The organism is Gilliamella sp. wkB308 (assembly GCF_001690185.1).
GTDB lineage: Bacteria > Pseudomonadota > Gammaproteobacteria > Enterobacterales > Orbaceae > Gilliamella > Gilliamella apicola_I.
On record NZ_LZGN01000038.1, the window covers coordinates 208,296 to 224,339 of the forward strand.

General features: G+C 33.1%; 13 protein-coding genes and 3 tRNA genes. 13 read left to right on the forward strand and 3 right to left on the reverse strand.

Going from position 1 to position 16,044, the window contains the following annotated elements; genetic code table 11:
- Positions 1-65: 65 nt before the first annotated feature.
- The 3 genes from A9G10_RS08895 to A9G10_RS08905 all read left to right on the forward strand — a co-directional run bounded on the left by A9G10_RS08895 (position 66) and on the right by A9G10_RS08905 (position 346).
- A tRNA-Val gene (locus A9G10_RS08895) sits at positions 66-141 on the forward strand.
- A gap of 35 nt (positions 142-176) precedes the next feature.
- Positions 177-252, forward strand: a tRNA-Val gene (locus A9G10_RS08900).
- Between the two features lie 18 nt (positions 253-270).
- Positions 271-346 (forward strand) — tRNA-Lys (locus A9G10_RS08905).
- Positions 347-789: 443 nt separating this feature from the next.
- Here the strand turns inward: A9G10_RS08905 and A9G10_RS08910 are convergent.
- The 3 genes from A9G10_RS08910 to A9G10_RS08920 all read right to left on the reverse strand — a co-directional run bounded on the left by A9G10_RS08910 (position 790) and on the right by A9G10_RS08920 (position 3,401).
- Complete coding sequence (locus A9G10_RS08910; protein WP_065559189.1) at positions 790-1,416, reverse strand: LysE/ArgO family amino acid transporter; 627 nt, start codon at positions 1,414-1,416, stop codon at positions 790-792.
- A gap of 102 nt (positions 1,417-1,518) precedes the next feature.
- Positions 1,519-2,874 carry an APC family permease gene (locus A9G10_RS08915; protein WP_218837377.1) on the reverse strand — a complete coding sequence of 452 codons (1,356 nt, stop codon included), beginning with the start codon at positions 2,872-2,874 and terminating at the stop codon, positions 1,519-1,521.
- A gap of 107 nt (positions 2,875-2,981) precedes the next feature.
- Complete coding sequence (locus tag A9G10_RS08920; protein ID WP_065559191.1) at positions 2,982-3,401, reverse strand: OsmC family protein; 420 nt, start codon at positions 3,399-3,401, stop codon at positions 2,982-2,984.
- A 261-nt stretch (positions 3,402-3,662) separates the two neighbouring features.
- Between A9G10_RS08920 and A9G10_RS08925 the strand changes: the two genes are divergently transcribed.
- From A9G10_RS08925 to msbA, 10 genes are all read left to right on the forward strand, one after another.
- Positions 3,663-4,469 (forward strand): sulfite exporter TauE/SafE family protein, encoded by an 807-nt coding sequence (locus tag A9G10_RS08925; protein ID WP_065559192.1) that lies wholly within the window; start codon positions 3,663-3,665, stop codon positions 4,467-4,469.
- 149 nt (positions 4,470-4,618) lie between these two features.
- Complete coding sequence (locus A9G10_RS08930; RefSeq protein WP_065559193.1) at positions 4,619-4,966, forward strand: HIT domain-containing protein; 348 nt, start codon at positions 4,619-4,621, stop codon at positions 4,964-4,966.
- 6 nt (positions 4,967-4,972) lie between these two features.
- On the forward strand, positions 4,973-5,596 hold the full coding sequence (locus A9G10_RS08935) for a hypothetical protein (RefSeq protein ID WP_065559194.1): 624 nt from the start codon (positions 4,973-4,975) through the stop codon (positions 5,594-5,596).
- On the forward strand, positions 5,596-6,642 hold the full coding sequence (nagZ, locus tag A9G10_RS08940) for a beta-N-acetylhexosaminidase (protein WP_065559195.1): 1,047 nt from the start codon (positions 5,596-5,598) through the stop codon (positions 6,640-6,642). The genes A9G10_RS08935 and nagZ overlap by 1 nt, the downstream gene beginning before the upstream one ends.
- On the forward strand, positions 6,623-7,864 hold the full coding sequence (locus A9G10_RS08945; RefSeq protein WP_065559196.1) for a sigma 54-interacting transcriptional regulator: 1,242 nt from the start codon (positions 6,623-6,625) through the stop codon (positions 7,862-7,864). The genes nagZ and A9G10_RS08945 overlap by 20 nt, the downstream gene beginning before the upstream one ends.
- 99 nt (positions 7,865-7,963) lie before the next feature.
- Positions 7,964-9,079 (forward strand): glycosyltransferase family 9 protein, encoded by a 1,116-nt coding sequence (locus tag A9G10_RS08950; RefSeq protein WP_065559197.1) that lies wholly within the window; start codon positions 7,964-7,966, stop codon positions 9,077-9,079.
- Between the two features lie 826 nt (positions 9,080-9,905).
- Positions 9,906-11,138, forward strand: a complete 1,233-nt coding sequence (locus A9G10_RS08955; protein WP_065559198.1) for a glycosyltransferase family 9 protein — start codon at positions 9,906-9,908, stop codon at positions 11,136-11,138.
- Between the two features lie 250 nt (positions 11,139-11,388).
- Positions 11,389-12,600: a glycosyltransferase family 9 protein gene (locus tag A9G10_RS08960; RefSeq protein ID WP_065559199.1), complete on the forward strand. Its 1,212-nt coding sequence runs from the start codon at positions 11,389-11,391 to the stop codon at positions 12,598-12,600.
- A 20-nt stretch (positions 12,601-12,620) separates the two neighbouring features.
- Positions 12,621-14,099: a D-glycero-beta-D-manno-heptose-7-phosphate kinase gene (gene rfaE1, locus A9G10_RS08965; protein ID WP_065559200.1), complete on the forward strand. Its 1,479-nt coding sequence runs from the start codon at positions 12,621-12,623 to the stop codon at positions 14,097-14,099.
- Between the two features lie 195 nt (positions 14,100-14,294).
- A complete protein-coding gene (msbA, locus tag A9G10_RS08970) occupies positions 14,295-16,031 on the forward strand; it encodes a lipid A export permease/ATP-binding protein MsbA (protein WP_065559201.1) in 1,737 nt (578 codons plus the stop codon).
- Positions 16,032-16,044: the final 13 nt, after the last annotated feature.

The window sequence follows — 16,044 nt, forward strand, 5'->3', positions numbered from 1 at the left end:
CGAAATTATGAAAAAAAAGGTTGACTGAAATAAGACGTGCCTTATAATGCACATCCACACGGTAAGGGTGATTAGCTCAGTTGGGAGAGCACCTCCCTTACAAGGAGGGGGTCACTGGTTCGAACCCGGTATCACCCACCAATCTTTACCGTGACGTTTTAGTAATAAAACATTTGGGGTGATTAGCTCAGTTGGGAGAGCACCTCCCTTACAAGGAGGGGGTCACTGGTTCGAACCCGGTATCACCCACCACTTTTAGTTTTCTTATATGGGTTGTTAGCTCAGTCGGTAGAGCAGCGGACTTTTAATCCGTTTGTCGAGCGTTCGAATCGCTCACGACCCACCACTTTCTTTCTTCTTTTTTACATAATCAACAAGATTAATTTAGATAAATCTAAGCGATGAGAACGCAAGCGTTCGACAAATTCGTCTGGAACGAATTTGATATGCATAATATAAAAAGCGAGTCATCATTTTCTATGATGATCAAATTTTCATTTGAATTTATTATCAATCCACTAATCTAACCAACAAAATAAGCTAAAGATTTTAATTTTGCAGATATTTCAGTAATAAAACGCATTAGAGCTAGTTTTCAATGCAAACATAGCCATTGTTTAAAATGAAAGGCCACTATGCCATAGATTAAAGAGAATTGATTAGTCAGGTTAGTTAATAAAATTTGACGGGATTTGCAAATATTTCAACTTAACTTGCAATCATCATAATGATCACAAGTGTTGAAACAATCTTGTTGGTTAATAATAGTATATTAATGATTTAAGTCAATTAAATACCTTGAATAACATACATAATTAATCGATAAGCGATATAAAACATCACCAAACCGACCAAGCAATCTAATATCACCCACATTCTTTTTTGTTTGAATAAGGGGGTTAAAAGTCTGGCGCCATAACCAATACCAAAAAACCAGATAAATGAAACACAAACGGCACCAATTAAAAATGCTATTTTCTGCTCACTGGTTAACGTTCCTGCAATTCCCCCAACAATAACAACGGTATCTAAATAAACGTGTGGATTAAGTAATGTTACTGCTAAAGTTGCAAGCACGACTTTAAGTAAACTATTGTTTTTTGTATCTTGAGATTCAATTTGCATACTACTTGTGCCTTTAATCGCACTTTTTAATGCATTAAATCCATACCATATCAAAAAAAGCGCACCTAAAATGGCAAGAATATTGGTAATTATAGGATTGGCACTAATAAATGTTCCGACTCCCATAATGCCGATTGACATTAATGTAAAATCACATATAAAACAGATAGCTGATACAAAGAATATATGATTTTTTAATAAACCTTGCTTTAGTACAAATAGATTTTGTGCGCCTATAGCAATAATAAGACTACCGGAGATCATCGCTCCCCGTAATATTTCCGCCAACATAGTGTAATAATCCCTTAACTGTCTTTAATGATTATTTTGATATATTCCATTCTATTATTCAATACACTATAGCATCGTTGATAAAAATTTAAGTTGATTAGGTTATATATTAGCTTTAGTGAATGCCGTTAATTGGCATTTTCCTTGATTAAAAATCAGAACAACAATGCCTATTGTTAACCATATAATCCCCACTATTTTGGCTTGATTATCAATATGCAGTAATACCGGTATTAAGACCAAGATACCGATAATAGGCAAGCAAATATCAGATATAAAGGAAGAAATCCCATGGTTTAAACTCTGTCTTTTAAACTTGAAATAGCCGATCACTGAAAGGTGTAACATAATAAATGCAGTGAGTGCACCAATATCAACAAATGAAATTAAAGTTGGCAATCCTTTTGGGCTGATTGCCGCAATCGCTGCCAAGCCTAAATTAAAAATTGCCGCAAATAAAATTGCGACGGTAGGTACACCGCTTTGCTTACCGACTTTCGCAAACATTGCTGGTAGGCGTTTATCTCGACCCATGCTAAATAGTAAACGGCTAGAAGCAGCTTGTCCGACCATGGCAGCAAATGATGCGCCTATTGCTTTCATTAAACCTAAAGCCAATCCAAGCCATAGACTTATCTCTTGGTTAACAATATTGTAAAAGGCTTTTCCTTGTAATTCTGTATGCGTTTGCAGATACTCGGGAGAGTAGGGACTGAGTAATGAACCGATATAAATTTGAATAACAAACAGTAATCCGGCTATGAATAAACAAGTTAGGATAGCTTGACTAACTAAATTACGTTCACCACGATTTTCTTCAGAAAAAGTAGCAATAGCGTCAAAACCTAAATACGATAACACGGCAATGGATACCGCTGTAAATAATTTTTCCCAAGTAAATAATTGTCCTCCTGTAAATGGTCTTAACCAGTCTCGTTCAATATCACTTGTTAATAATATCCAAATTCCCATAGCTAAAATCGCTAATAAAATTAATACTTCAAGAATTAAAATGACTAAAGTGATATTAATCGATTTTTTAATCCCTATTAAATTAAGTGCTGTTGTCACAATAACTGCTAAACCCGTCCATAACCAAACTGGAATATCAGGCATGAGGGCATTAAGAGATATTCCACTAAATAAATAAGCCACAGCTGGAATAAACAAATAATCAAGCAATAATAACCAGCCAACTAAAAAACCAGCATGAGGATGAATTCCCGTAGAACAGTAAGCATAAACCGATCCGGCATGGGGTAACGCATTTGCCATTCTGGCATAAGAATATGCCGTAAATCCCATAACTAATGTTGCTACTATGTACACTAACGCCGTGGCGCCATCACTCATTGCATCTAATACCCCAAATAATCCAACCGGCGCTGCGGGGCCAATAAAAAGCAATCCGAGAATGACCAGATCTCGAAATCGCATACTCTTTGTTAACTGCGGCATAACCATTCTCATATAAAATCAAAACATACATTCAATATGTTAATGGATGAATGGTTACACAGCTAAGATCAACTTGTTATTTATATATAACTTTTCGATCTATACGATTAATGGTGTTCTCTTATTTCATAGGTGTAGCTCATTTTTGCTGTTTTACCTAACATAATTGAGGCGCTACAATATTTTTCGGATGCAAGTTTTATGGCTTTTTCGACGGCTTCGTTGTCAATATTTTTACCTGTGACAACAATATGAAAGTTAATTGTGGTGTAAACTTTAGGAGAAGAATCAGCTTGAGTTTTATCAATATCAATCCACAGATCCCGTATATCTTTTTTAGCTGTTTTTAAAATAGCAACAATATCATAAGCCATACAACCTGCAGCACCATGCAGTAATAGTTCCATTGGACGAGCACCACGATTGCGTCCGCCGTGTTCAATTCCGCCATCCATGATTAAGGCGTGTCCGCTTGCTGTTTCGCCCATAAAACAAAATTCATCAACCCATTTTAATCGATCTTTCATGATGTACTCCTTACCATTTTAATTTTTAAGAATTTATTTTATTCATTGATTGTTTACTAACATAAGCGATTTTTTGTCATCTGTCACTATTTGATCATGACTGAATACATTGTCATGTTAAACTTGCGTGGTCTGTCAAATATAAAATCTGTAAAATCGTACAATTTCGATGTTTAACTAAATGATTATTTGGAATATTCTTTTAGATCTGAATTAATGATCTCGATTTTAATTTTATTCACTAAAACAGAAGGACGCTTTATGATACTAGAATTTATTCTGTTTTTTTGCATTGGGGCGGTAGCCGGTCTGTTAGCTGGTCTGTTTGGTATCGGTGGGGGCGCTTTGATTGTGCCAGCGCTAATTTTTACACTTAACCACTTTACCCTTAATAGTGTTTGGACAAACCATATCGCTATAGCCACGTCTTTAGCGACAATCATTGGGACGAGTTTGTCTTCAAGTTGGATGCATAATAAAAACCACAATATCGAGTGGTCTATTTTAAAAAAAATGGTTTTAGGTTGTATTATTGGTACAATCGGAGGAACCTACATTACGCCTTTAATACCGGGGGTTTGGTTAAAATGGATTTTTGTCATTTTTATGATTTATGTTGGTAGTCAATTTGTTTTTAGAACCCGCCAAGTTGCTCACAATCACGGTAAAGAAGTGGTAAAGTTGAATACTAGTATTTTTATCGCAATGGGCGGGATTATTGGTCTTTTTGCTGCTTTAGTTGGTGTAGGTGGAGGCGTATTAGTCGTGCCTTTTCTAAAAAAATTCGGTATTGGTATGCGTAAAGCAATCGGCACATCAGCGGCTTTTACGCTACCGGTTGCCATAGGTGGAACGATAGGTTATATCATTTCTGGTTGGCAAGTAATGCCCTTACCAAAATATTGCGTTGGTTTTGTTTATGTTCCTGCTGTATTAGCCATTATGCTAGCCAGTATTCCTATGGCAAAAGTGGGAGTCCATATAGCGCAAAAAATTTCAGTGGATAAACTGATTAAGTTGTTTGGGCTGTTCTTACTGGTATTGGCATTAAAATTAATGATTTCTTAGCGTTATACTGTGAATTTTTGAAATGGTAAGCAATTTAGATTGTTTTTTTGTTTCTGTAAATTGTAACGTTATCTATACACTTTTATAATAAAAGTATGTTATGCTTTCACAAATTTAACTTTTATCGGGTTTTATATAAGGAAAATATAATGGCAGAAGAAACTATTTTTAGTAAAATTATCCGACATGAAATTCCCGCAGATATCGTTTTTCAAGATGATAAAGTAACCGCTTTTCGAGATATCTCACCACAAGCCCCCACTCACATTTTGATCATCCCAAACAAACTTATTCCAACCGTTAATCATGTGACTGAACAAGATGAACAGTTACTTGGACATATGGTGATTGTGGCAGCTAACATTGCTAAACAAGAAGGAATTGATGAAAGTGGTTATCGATTAATCATGAATTGTAATAAAGATGCTGGACAAGAGGTCTTTCATATTCATATGCATCTAATCGGTGGAAAAAATTTGGGGCGATTAATAGGTTAATTTAATATGAGAAAAATTATAAGGTTATTAGCAGTTAGTACATTTGTCAGTTTATTGGCGAGTTGTCATCTTCTTGATTCCAAAAAAACAGTCGATACTCCTCCAATTGATAATTCACCAATAGGCATTATAGAAACTCCACCGCAAATTGTTAAAAAAACAGATTGGCGAAGTATTTTATCGCCATTTATTACTAAAATATTACAATCCTCATCAATCCCTGAAGGCAATAGAGTATTATTAATCAGTGATATACAAAATCGCACAGGTGAATTTGTTGCAAATAATCAAATTGATGAAGCGCTACACCAGCTAATGAGTAAGCAACCCATTTTTTCAGTTGTTAATAAGCAATCAATAAATCAAGCTAAACAAGCAATCGGTATTGCTTCGGATGATAAATTTGTGTCTCGAGGAAAAATGATTGGGTTAGCTAAATCAATCAATGCGCAATATGTATTGTTTACCACACTTTATCAATTACCTAATGATGATAATGGTACAGATGCTGATCTTTCAATGGAATTACTTTCTACCCAAAATGGCGAAATTTTAGGGAGAGTAACTTCAAAAGATTTTGCTCAGCCAAAGACGCAAACTGATAATAATCAAACTGAGGCAAATGAGTAATGGGACCGCTATTAATTGATTTTGAGGGGACGACCTTAACCAAAGAAGATCAAACGCTGTTACAAAATCCTTTAGTTGCGGGCGTCATTTTATTTAGCCGTAATTTTCAGAATGTAGAACAATTATCAGAATTAATAAAAGAGATTCGTTCAGTATCCCCAGAACGATTATTAATTTCAGTGGATCATGAAGGGGGGCGGGTTCAGCGTTTTAGACAAGGTTTTACATTAATTCCCCCTGCACAATCGTATGCGTTACTGAATGATATTGAACAAGCAAAGTCCCTAGCTTTTGATGCCGGTTGGTTGTTAGCAATGGAATTAATTGCTTTTGATATTGATTTGAGTTATGCGCCCGTATTAGATTTAGGTCATGAATGTTTAGCTATCGGCTCACGTTCGTTTCATCAAGATGTTGATATCGCATACCAAATTGCATCAGCCATGATTGATGGTATGCATAGTGCAGGAATGAAAACAACCGGTAAACATTTTCCAGGGCATGGTCATGTTATTGCTGATTCTCATAAAGAAACACCAGTTGATCATCGCAATCAATCATTAATTGAACATGATATGCAAATATTTTCCAGGTTAATTGCTGATAAAAAACTTGATGCAATTATGCCTGCGCATGTTATCTATCCAGCGTTTGATGATAAACCAGCGAGCGGTTCAAGCTATTGGCTTAAAACAGTGCTTCGTCAACAATTACATTTTGATGGTGTCATTTTCTCGGATGATTTATCGATGGAAGGGGCTTCTGTCATGGGAAATTACGCTGAGCGAGCCAAAATTGCATTAGCAGCAGGTTGTGATCTGTTGTTAGCGTGTAATAACCGTCAAGGAACTTTTGCGATTTTAGATCAATTGGAAAGTTTAGATAAACAACATTCCCTAAGATCAACCAAAGCGCAATCGCTATTAACAAAAAACAAAATCAGCTATGAGGATTTAATCAAAACAGCTGATTGGCAAAATCGATATAATAATTTGATGAAACTAAACAAAAAATGGGCGGACTATAATGCAAGTAGCCATCATTGAAATTGATCATAATAAACGACTGATAGCATATAACGACAAGGCTCAAGCGTTACTTTCATCGACTTTGTTAACGTTACAGCAACCGTTTGACTTTCAGACAATATTTCAATTGGATAAGATGCAAAGTGTTGATGAGCTAGATGATACCATTATTGTACTTAATGCTCAGTATTATCTGTTGCAAAAAGTTAACGAAACATCAAAAACTATTTTTATTATCCAACCCTTAGAATATCTTAAAAAAAGATTATCTAAAATTCATGTTGTGGCAAGTCAGGCTTTTGACATTTTTGCGATCCAAAGTAATGCCATGCAAAAATTAATTGCACAAGCAAAAGCGTTTTCGATGCAACGTGAACCACTATTAATTTCGGGAGAAACTGGCACCGGTAAAGATCTGCTTGCTTATGCCTGTCATCAATACAGTTCACGAGGGGATCAGACTTTTCTAGCATTAAATTGTGCTGCAATGCCAGACGAAGTGGTTGAAAGCGAACTTTACGGTCATGCAGCCGGTGCTTACCCGGGGGTAATAGAAAGTAAAAAAGGTTTTTTTGAACAGGCTAATGGCGGATCGGTTTTACTTGATGGCATTGACGAAATGTCTTTCCAAATGCAAACCAAGTTATTACGTTTCATTAATGATGGCTATTTTCGTCGGGTTGGTGATGATAATGAGGTGTATGTTGATGTACGTATTATTTGTGCCACAAAAGTTGATTTAGCCGATTTAGTCGAACAAGGAAAATTTAGAAAAGATCTCTATTATCGGCTCAATGTACTTTCATTACATCTTCCTTCATTACGTGAGCGTAAAGAAGACATAGCTCCGCTAACCATGATGTTTGTCAATGAATTTGCCGATAAACAAGGCATCCCTGCCCCGAATGTCGATAATGAAGTTTTTGACTATTTAGCTCGCTACTCATGGCCTGGGAATGTAAGACAACTAAAAAATATCCTTTATTGCGCTCTATCTCAGTTGACTTCAACTAAATTGACCGTCAATGATATTGAGTTACCGGTGCAAACTTCATCAAAAATATCTGGCATTGATAATATCGAAAATAAGACATTAGATGAAATGACCAAACAGTTTGAAAAAGAGATTTTATTACAGTTATACGATAAATATCCAAGTTCCCGTAAATTGGCGAAACGGTTAGGCGTTTCACATACTGCAATCGCCAATAAATTACGGGAATATGGTATGAATCGATGATTATTTTTGAAAAAATCCGATTGAAAATTACGATTGATTTGTTTTATAAAATAAAATTGTTGAACTATTTATTATGGAAAACTAACGAGACAATAAAGAATGATTGAATGCTTCAAACGCCTTAATCGATATAGAAATTTTTTAATTAAAAAGATTAAGAATAATCTGAAAACAAATCAACTTAATAAACGAAAATTAAATCAAACCGTTTTTGATGCTGAAAAATATCACTCATTATTAATAGTCATGTGCGATTTTGGTATTGGTGATGCAATTGTTGCATCTTTTCTTATTAATGAATTAAGACAGAAAAATTATCAAGTAAATGTTGTTGTGGATGAACGGTTAAGCTTTTTATTTAATGGTTTTATTGAAGTCGACAATGCATACTTTTTTAATAAAAAAGAGATAAAAAAATTTTGCAAAACCGCAAAAAATATTTCGATAGATCTTGCCATTGATCTTTATGATGAAGGCGATAACAGTATTAGAAGGGTTGAACTTATCTCATCTTTTAACCCCACGCATACCATAGGGTTTAATCAATCTAAATTCTTACAATATGATACTTCAATTGATTTTAACGAGGTGAACGCTCATATCACTAAACGAAGCTGTATGATTCTAGATCTTCTAAAAATTAGTTATAATTGTGTTCAATATCATCTTAATATTTATCATGATGAATTATTAGCAGCTAAAAAGTTTATTGACCAAGTGTGTAATGGATCGGATAAATTTATTATTGTTTTTAATCCATTTGGATCGTCTGAAGCGAAAAGTTTTTCGCATGAACAAATAAAACGAATTAACGCCTTTTTATCACAACAAAAAAATTGTACTACCATTATTGTCGGAGAACAGAAGCAAATTTGTGGTATTGATGAATTACCGAATATTCATCTTAATAGAAATCCATCTTTTGTTGTGGCATCAGCGCTTGTTTCGCTATGTCATTTAGTCATCAGTGTGGATACATCGGTTGTGCATGTTGCATCAACTTATAATAAACCCATGATAGCCGTTTATAATAATCGTTTTAATGCGGGTTTTAATCTGAATAAAGTTTGGGCACCTATCGGCACGAACGCTAAACTTTTATTTACACAACAAAACAAGATTACAAAGGCAGGCGATCCGATTGCTGAACTAGATATCCAATTAATTATCGAACAGATTAAAGAAACATTAAAAAATTTCAGACCGTTGGTGTAATTTGAGCGTAATATAATTTACGCTTTCGATAATCGTTTGATTTTAGGTCATGTTGATTGCAATTGTTAAGTAAATTAATCATTTTTTATACAAACGAACTTTAAAAATTAATATTTACCAACTTTCATTCCCAATTCAGTAACGAATAGTATAAACTTAGCGCCATCCAATATTGAGTTTGGAATTATTAGTTAACTTTTTTATAAAAATAATGTTGACCAGTTATCAATTATTAAATATAACACTGTAATAAAATTTGAGTATTAAGAGTCAATAAAATCGTTTTGTCGTGAAATAATCTAAAAATCTTTAATAGAGTGTGATTTCTATAGATTGGCATAAAAAATACAGAATGTTGAGTTAAAAATTATAATTGAAATAAAGGCATTTTGTTTTAAATAATTGGCTATAAACTAAATAACATTATAAAAATCAAATTTTTGTCGTACATTGAATACTGATTTTGGTGTTTAATCATGACTGATGTTATTTGACCTATGATTGATAAGTTCACTTTAAACGTTATATTATAATGTTAAACGATACTGTATAGAAAAATGAGATCAGATTTGTGATAAATACCACTTGTATGATCTGTGTCAGTTTTTTGTGTGATTAAAATATATCAAACCTTTAACTAAAATATTAGCTAATTTTACCAAACGAATAATTGAATGTTTCAACCCAATTGCAAAATAGTACGTAATATAGTGATTAGAAAGTTAGAAAAGCGGTAAATTGTCAATGCTATTAACGTTTTGATGTAAACATGAAATGTAGCAACCCATTTAATTGATAGCGTTTATTAAATTACGAATTGTAATGGATGAAAAAATTCAAATTAATACATGGGGTAATATTAATTATGAGTTATCTTAAAGAGTTACAGAGAAAAGTTAATAAATATAAAACAAAATACAAAGTTAATGACAAGAAAATTGCGCTTAAATTAATTTGGTGGAACATTGTTCAAATAATTAGTTTAAAAACCAGTAAAGATAAAATATCTAAGAAAAATCTAAATAAAATAGCCTTAATTTTATCAGGGGGAATCGGTGATATTTTAATTGGTTTTAATTACGCTTGTTATTTACGAGAATATTTAAAGCCTAATAACATTATCATCGATATTTTTGTCAACAATGCCGGTATGGTGAAATCTTTAGATGGTGGAGCAGAATTTAATATTTATCCAGTTTTAGAACCAATAGATGATAAATATCTGTTGAAAATAGGATTAGTAAGATACCCACAAGTTTTAGAAAATAATCTTATTTATTCAAAACATTCCAAAAATAAAAAATTGCTTAAACTTATTGACGTTTACAAAGATTTTTACAAGAAAAATACCCGTTTTTTTGATTATTTACCTTTTATGGACGGCATGACTAATCAGTTTTCGCTTATCAATGGACATAAAAGAATACAACAACCTGATATAGCTAATTTATTAAATATTAGCCGCAATTTTAAGTATACCCCTAAAATATTTCATGAAAACAGAATATTAAACAATTTAAGGCTCCAGCCGGGTAAATATATTACTATTAACAGGGGCGTTGATAATCAAGGTAATGTGATTGAGTCCACTAAACTGTGGAGCTTACACAATTATAATGCTTTAGTGAATCTTATCAAAATCAATTATCCAAATTATAAAATTGTTCAATTAGGCGCATCAACCGATCGATGTCAACTAATTGATAATGTTGATATTAACTTGGTTGGCGAAACGTCATTAGACGCTCTTAAAGTATTGCTTAAGCATTCTGTACTACATATTGATAGTGAAGGAGGAATGGTACATTTAAGAAAGGCTTTAAATGGTGGGGTGTCTGTAGTAATTTTTGGACCTACCTCTGCTGAGTTTTATGGATATGCTGATAATATTAATATCGCTTCTAAAGCTTGCCCATTTAGTTGCGAATGGTTAAATGAAACATGGGCAAAAACTTGCATCAATAGTCTCAACAACCATATCTGTATGAAATCTATAGATACAAATTTTGTTTTTGAACAAGTCAAAAAATTTTTAAAGCATAATGAAAGTATAAATTAATTATTATCAATAGTCGCTTTATTGGAAAGGTCAAAGACTAAACAAGTATAGTTAAAGAACACGATTGTTTACTCAAGTTATAAATATAATTACTTATTTATTCAGTTTTTTTGCTCTAAAAATAATTTTAATTATTAGAAATTTTTCTAAAAATTTTCCTTTATTTTAAGGTATAATACCCCGCCCAAAAGCTAGGTTAATGTAAATATATTTTAATATTGAAACGATATGAGTAAATAAGAAATCAATTATGAACTATTTTGATAAATTACAGCAAAAAGTTAACAAATATAAATCACTTTATTCCAATAAGTATAAAAAAGCTGCATTAAAATTGTTGTGGTGGAATTTGTGTAAACTTTTTGACTTTAAATCAAACAAGCAAAAATTTGATCCGATTACTAATGAACCCTATGAAATTGAATATCGCTTAGATCGTTTATCTTTTTTCATTACAGGGGGTATTGGTGATATCTTAATTAATCTTAATTACTGTAGTTATCTCTTAGATTATTTGAAAGATGAAATTAAAACTATCGATATTTTCGTAAAGAATACCAAATTAGTTAAAGAATTGATTGGGGAATCAGTCTTTAATATCTATCATAAAGATGAGTGGAATCAAGATCGAGTAGCTTACTTACTTGATTTTAAAATAGATCGTTTTCCACTAATAGTTAAAAATAATTTAGTTTTACTCCCGTCAAATGTAAATTTGAAATTAAAAAAATTGGTTAAATTGTATGAAGAATTTTATCGAATAAATGGTAAAATTGTGTACGATCCACCTAAAATTGACTCATTAAGTATTCAGTATTCTATAATCAATAATCAAAATAGATTGCAACAGCCAGATATTTATGGTTTTTTGAATATTGATCGCAACAATTATAAATTTTTACCAGCACTATCTGATGATGAAAAAGTTTTAAAAGATCTAAAATTAGCCGATACCAAGTTTATTACGCTTAATCGTGGGGTGGATGGAACAAATCCTCAAAGTGAATCCACTAAATTATATCCACTTGAATGCTATGATGAATTAGTCAGACTGATAAAAACAGCGTTTCCAGAATACAAAATTGTTCAATTAGGTGTATCGACAGATAGATGTCAGTTAATTAAAGGCACGGATTTAAACTTAGTTGGAAAAACGACCTTAAATCAGTTGAAAGCTATTTTGAAAAATTCCATGTTACATATTGACGGAGAAGGTGGAATGGTTCATTTAAGAAAGTCTTTACAAGGCGGTGTTTCTGTCGTGATTTTTGGTCCGACCTCTGCAGACTTTTATGGTTATTCAGATAATGTCAATATTTCTTCCAGTGCGTGTCCTTTAACATGCGAATGGATAAATAATAAATGGGCATCATATTGTATCAATAAGAATAACAATCATATCTGCATGAAAAGTATCAAACCAAATTCGATTTTCGAAGAAATTAAAAAAATATTGAAATAGCATAAACTGGAAATATTAATATGAATCAATTTTATTCTTACCTTGATAGATTTAGAAATACTAAAGTAACGGTCATTGGGGATATTATGTTGGATCGTTTTTTGTATGGAACGGTAGAGCGGATTTCTCCAGAAGCACCCGTACCCATTTTCAGATTGGATCATGAAGAGGTAATGTTAGGTGGGGCAGGTAATGTGGCGGCAAATTTAGCCTCTCTTGGCTGTAAACCTACTTTTTTAGGATTTGTTGGTTTAGACACAAACGGTAAGCTTGTTACTTCACTTTTGAAAAATGCAGGAAGCCATAGCCATCTTTATCGATTAAAAAATCATCCAACAATTATCAAAACACGATTCATCGCTAATCATAATCATTTACTTCGTGCTGATGCTGAAAAGTTACTTCCTTTTGTACCTGAATTACTCCCTAAATTTTCTAAGTTAGTGAAGCAAGCCATTAAGATGACCGATATTGTTTTGTTATCGGATTACAATAAAGGCATTTTTAATCAAGAAACTACACAGATGATTATTAATCTTTGTAATAAGTTTAATATTCCAGTTATTGTCGATCCTAAAGGCAATGATTATTCTAAGTATCGTGGTGCGACATTAATTAAGCCAAATATCAAAGAATTTTTTGATGCAACTGGCATTAAACTCAATCCGGATAGCCCTCAATTTGATGATGAATTAAAACAAGGTGCTGATATTTTCTTAAAACAATATGGTATTAAAAATATTATTGTGACCTTAAGTGAATATGGAATGGCTTATATTTCATGTGAAAATAAAAATTTCATTGTCAAAATACCAACAGAAGCTAAAGAAGTTTTTGATGTTTCAGGTGCAGGAGACACCTCTTTAGCCACATTAGGTATTGCTTTAGGTGCAAAAGCACCAATCGCTGAAGCAATGCAATTAGCCAATATTGCATCAGGAATTGTGGTCGGAAAACTAGGTACAGCCACAGTTTCATTTAATGAATTAAAAGCAAAATTAGCGACAAAAAAATGTGAAAGTCAATGTCATCGAATAAATAAAATTATTAGTTTATCGGACGCTAAGCCAATTATTGATGAATTAAAAAAACGAGGTAAAAAAATTGGATTTACAAATGGCTGTTTTGATTTGTTACATTTAGGGCATTTAAGTTCTTTGCAACAAGCCAAAAATGTTTGTGATATTCTTATTGTGGGCGTGAACTCAGACGATTCGATAAAAAAATATAAAGGTGCAGATAGACCAATTCAAGATCAAAACACTCGAGCCACGTTACTGGCTTCACTCGAATTAGTTGATTATGTCATCGTATTTAATGAAGATAATGCATGTCATATTGTTGAAGAGCTTCGGCCTGATGTGATTGCGAAAGAAGGCTACACCATTGATAATTGGCCTGAAGCGCAAAAAGTAGTAAGTTATGGTGGCGAGGCTATCATTCTTGAGCGTATAGAAGGTTATTCAACCTCTCAATTAGTTGCTAAATGTAAAAAATAATCGACCATTAGGTGATCAAAATGCATATCGAGCAGATATGCATTTTTTTTGTGAGAAGATTCTATTTTATTTTAACTTAACAAAGTTTAATTGTAGGAATAATTAATTAAGACTCTTTTAAGCATTTATTAAACTAACGAGACATCGTTATTTGTAGTATAATACCTATTATTTTGATAATTTTTAATTAACTTTATGTCGGACAAATATACCTCTTGGAAAACACTTAGACTGCTTTGGCCTTTTGTTGCACCATACAAAAAAGCATTAATTGCGGCCGTGTTTGGATTGCTATTAAATGCCGCTACTGATGCTACGCTAATTTCTCTTACAAAACCGTTATTGGATCATGGTTTAATGGGGAAAAATTATTCGTTATTGATGATCATTGCCGGATCGATCATTGGTTTAATACTGTTAAGAGGATTGTCAAACTACGCATCGACCTACTGTCTATCGTGGTTGTCGGGCAAAGTTGTCACCAAATTTAGGCAGTTAATCTTCAATCATCTTGTTAAAAGCCCCGTTAGCTTCCATGATAAGAGTTCTGTGGGTGATCTTGTGTCAGTTATCACATTTAATACACAACTCTTATCCAAAGCGTCATCCGATGCGTTAATTATCTTGGTTCGAGAAATCACCTATGCCATCGGACTTTGTTGTGTCATGTTTTATGGTAGTTGGAAATTAGCATTAGTGCTATTTATCATTGTTCCTTTAATCATTTTTATCGCACAATTTATTGCCAAAAAATTTAGAGAAACCATTAAATCGATGCAAAAAGGAATGGGTGAAATCACCACTGCTGCCGATGAAATGTTAAACGGGCATAAAGAGGTGCTAATATTTAATGCCAAGGATTACGAAAAACGTAATTTTAGCCAAATAACTGATACTGTGCGACGTGGCGTATTAAAAATTGAATTTGTTTCAAGATTGTCAACGCCAATCATCCAGTTGATTGCAACTTTAGGTTTAGGGGGCATCTTGTATCTGGTTGCCAGTGAAAGTTTGGATATCACGCCAGGATCTTTTACCGTGGTATTTTCTGCTATGGTAGCGGTTATGCGCCCACTTCGTGAATTAACCAGTTTACATGTTGAATTACAAAAAGGTGCGGTAGCTTGTGAATCGTTATTTGGTATCTTAAATTCACCATTAGAGGAAGATGAAGGTAAAATTGAGAAAGATAAAGTTAATGGTAATATAGAGTTTAGACATGTTACCTATACTTATCCTACTCGAAATACCCCCTCACTCAATGATATCAGTTTTACGATAAAAGAGGGGCAAACGGTTGCTTTAGTTGGACGGTCTGGAGCAGGTAAATCCACCATAGCCAGTTTAATTCCTCGTTTTTATGATGTAACAAATGGCGAAATTCTGTTAGATTCGATTAATATAAAAGATTACACGTTAAAATCGTTACGAAGCCAGATTGGATATGTATCGCAACGCGTGCATTTATTCAATGGAACAATAGCCGATAATATTGCTTATGGAGAGAAAGGAAAACATTCTCAAGAAGCCATTATGCACGCTGCAAAATTAGCAAATGCTTTAGAGTTTATTGATAAATTGGAACAAGGTATTAATACTGAAATTGGTGATAACGGCGTATTGCTATCAGGAGGACAGCGACAACGGATTGCAATTGCCAGAGTTCTGTTACGTAATAACCCGATTTTAATTTTAGATGAAGCGACTTCAGCATTAGATAATGAATCCGAACGATTGGTACAGGAAGCCATTGAAATTTTGCAAAAAAATCGTACATCTATCATTATTGCACATCGATTATCAACCATTGAAAAAGCAGATCGAATTTTAGTTATTGATGAGGGAAAAATCGTTGAAGATGGCGATCATGAATCACTTTTAGCGCTGAATGGTATTTATTCTCAAATGCATAAAATGCAATTTAATGCGTAATATCATTAATTTA

What these genes read in the sequence shown, in the direction of transcription:
- A9G10_RS08935 (WP_065559194.1), top strand. Translation starts at nt 4,973, where the DNA reads ATGAGAAAAATTATAAGGTTATTAGCAGTTAGTACATTTGTCAGTTTA.
- rfaE1 (WP_065559200.1), top strand. Translation starts at nt 12,621, where the DNA reads ATGAATCAATTTTATTCTTACCTTGATAGATTTAGAAATACTAAAGTA.
- A9G10_RS08945 (WP_065559196.1), top strand. Translation starts at nt 6,623, where the DNA reads ATGCAAGTAGCCATCATTGAAATTGATCATAATAAACGACTGATAGCA.
- A9G10_RS08925 (WP_065559192.1), top strand. Translation starts at nt 3,663, where the DNA reads ATGATACTAGAATTTATTCTGTTTTTTTGCATTGGGGCGGTAGCCGGT.
- nagZ (WP_065559195.1), top strand. Translation starts at nt 5,596, where the DNA reads ATGGGACCGCTATTAATTGATTTTGAGGGGACGACCTTAACCAAAGAA.
- A9G10_RS08955 (WP_065559198.1), top strand. Translation starts at nt 9,906, where the DNA reads ATGAAAAAATTCAAATTAATACATGGGGTAATATTAATTATGAGTTAT.
- A9G10_RS08915 (WP_218837377.1), bottom strand. Translation starts at nt 2,874, where the DNA reads ATGCCGCAGTTAACAAAGAGTATGCGATTTCGAGATCTGGTCATTCTC.
- A9G10_RS08910 (WP_065559189.1), bottom strand. Translation starts at nt 1,416, where the DNA reads ATGTTGGCGGAAATATTACGGGGAGCGATGATCTCCGGTAGTCTTATT.
- msbA (WP_065559201.1), top strand. Translation starts at nt 14,295, where the DNA reads ATGTCGGACAAATATACCTCTTGGAAAACACTTAGACTGCTTTGGCCT.
- A9G10_RS08920 (WP_065559191.1), bottom strand. Translation starts at nt 3,401, where the DNA reads ATGAAAGATCGATTAAAATGGGTTGATGAATTTTGTTTTATGGGCGAA.
- A9G10_RS08960 (WP_065559199.1), top strand. Translation starts at nt 11,389, where the DNA reads ATGAACTATTTTGATAAATTACAGCAAAAAGTTAACAAATATAAATCA.
- A9G10_RS08950 (WP_065559197.1), top strand. Translation starts at nt 7,964, where the DNA reads ATGATTGAATGCTTCAAACGCCTTAATCGATATAGAAATTTTTTAATT.
- A9G10_RS08930 (WP_065559193.1), top strand. Translation starts at nt 4,619, where the DNA reads ATGGCAGAAGAAACTATTTTTAGTAAAATTATCCGACATGAAATTCCC.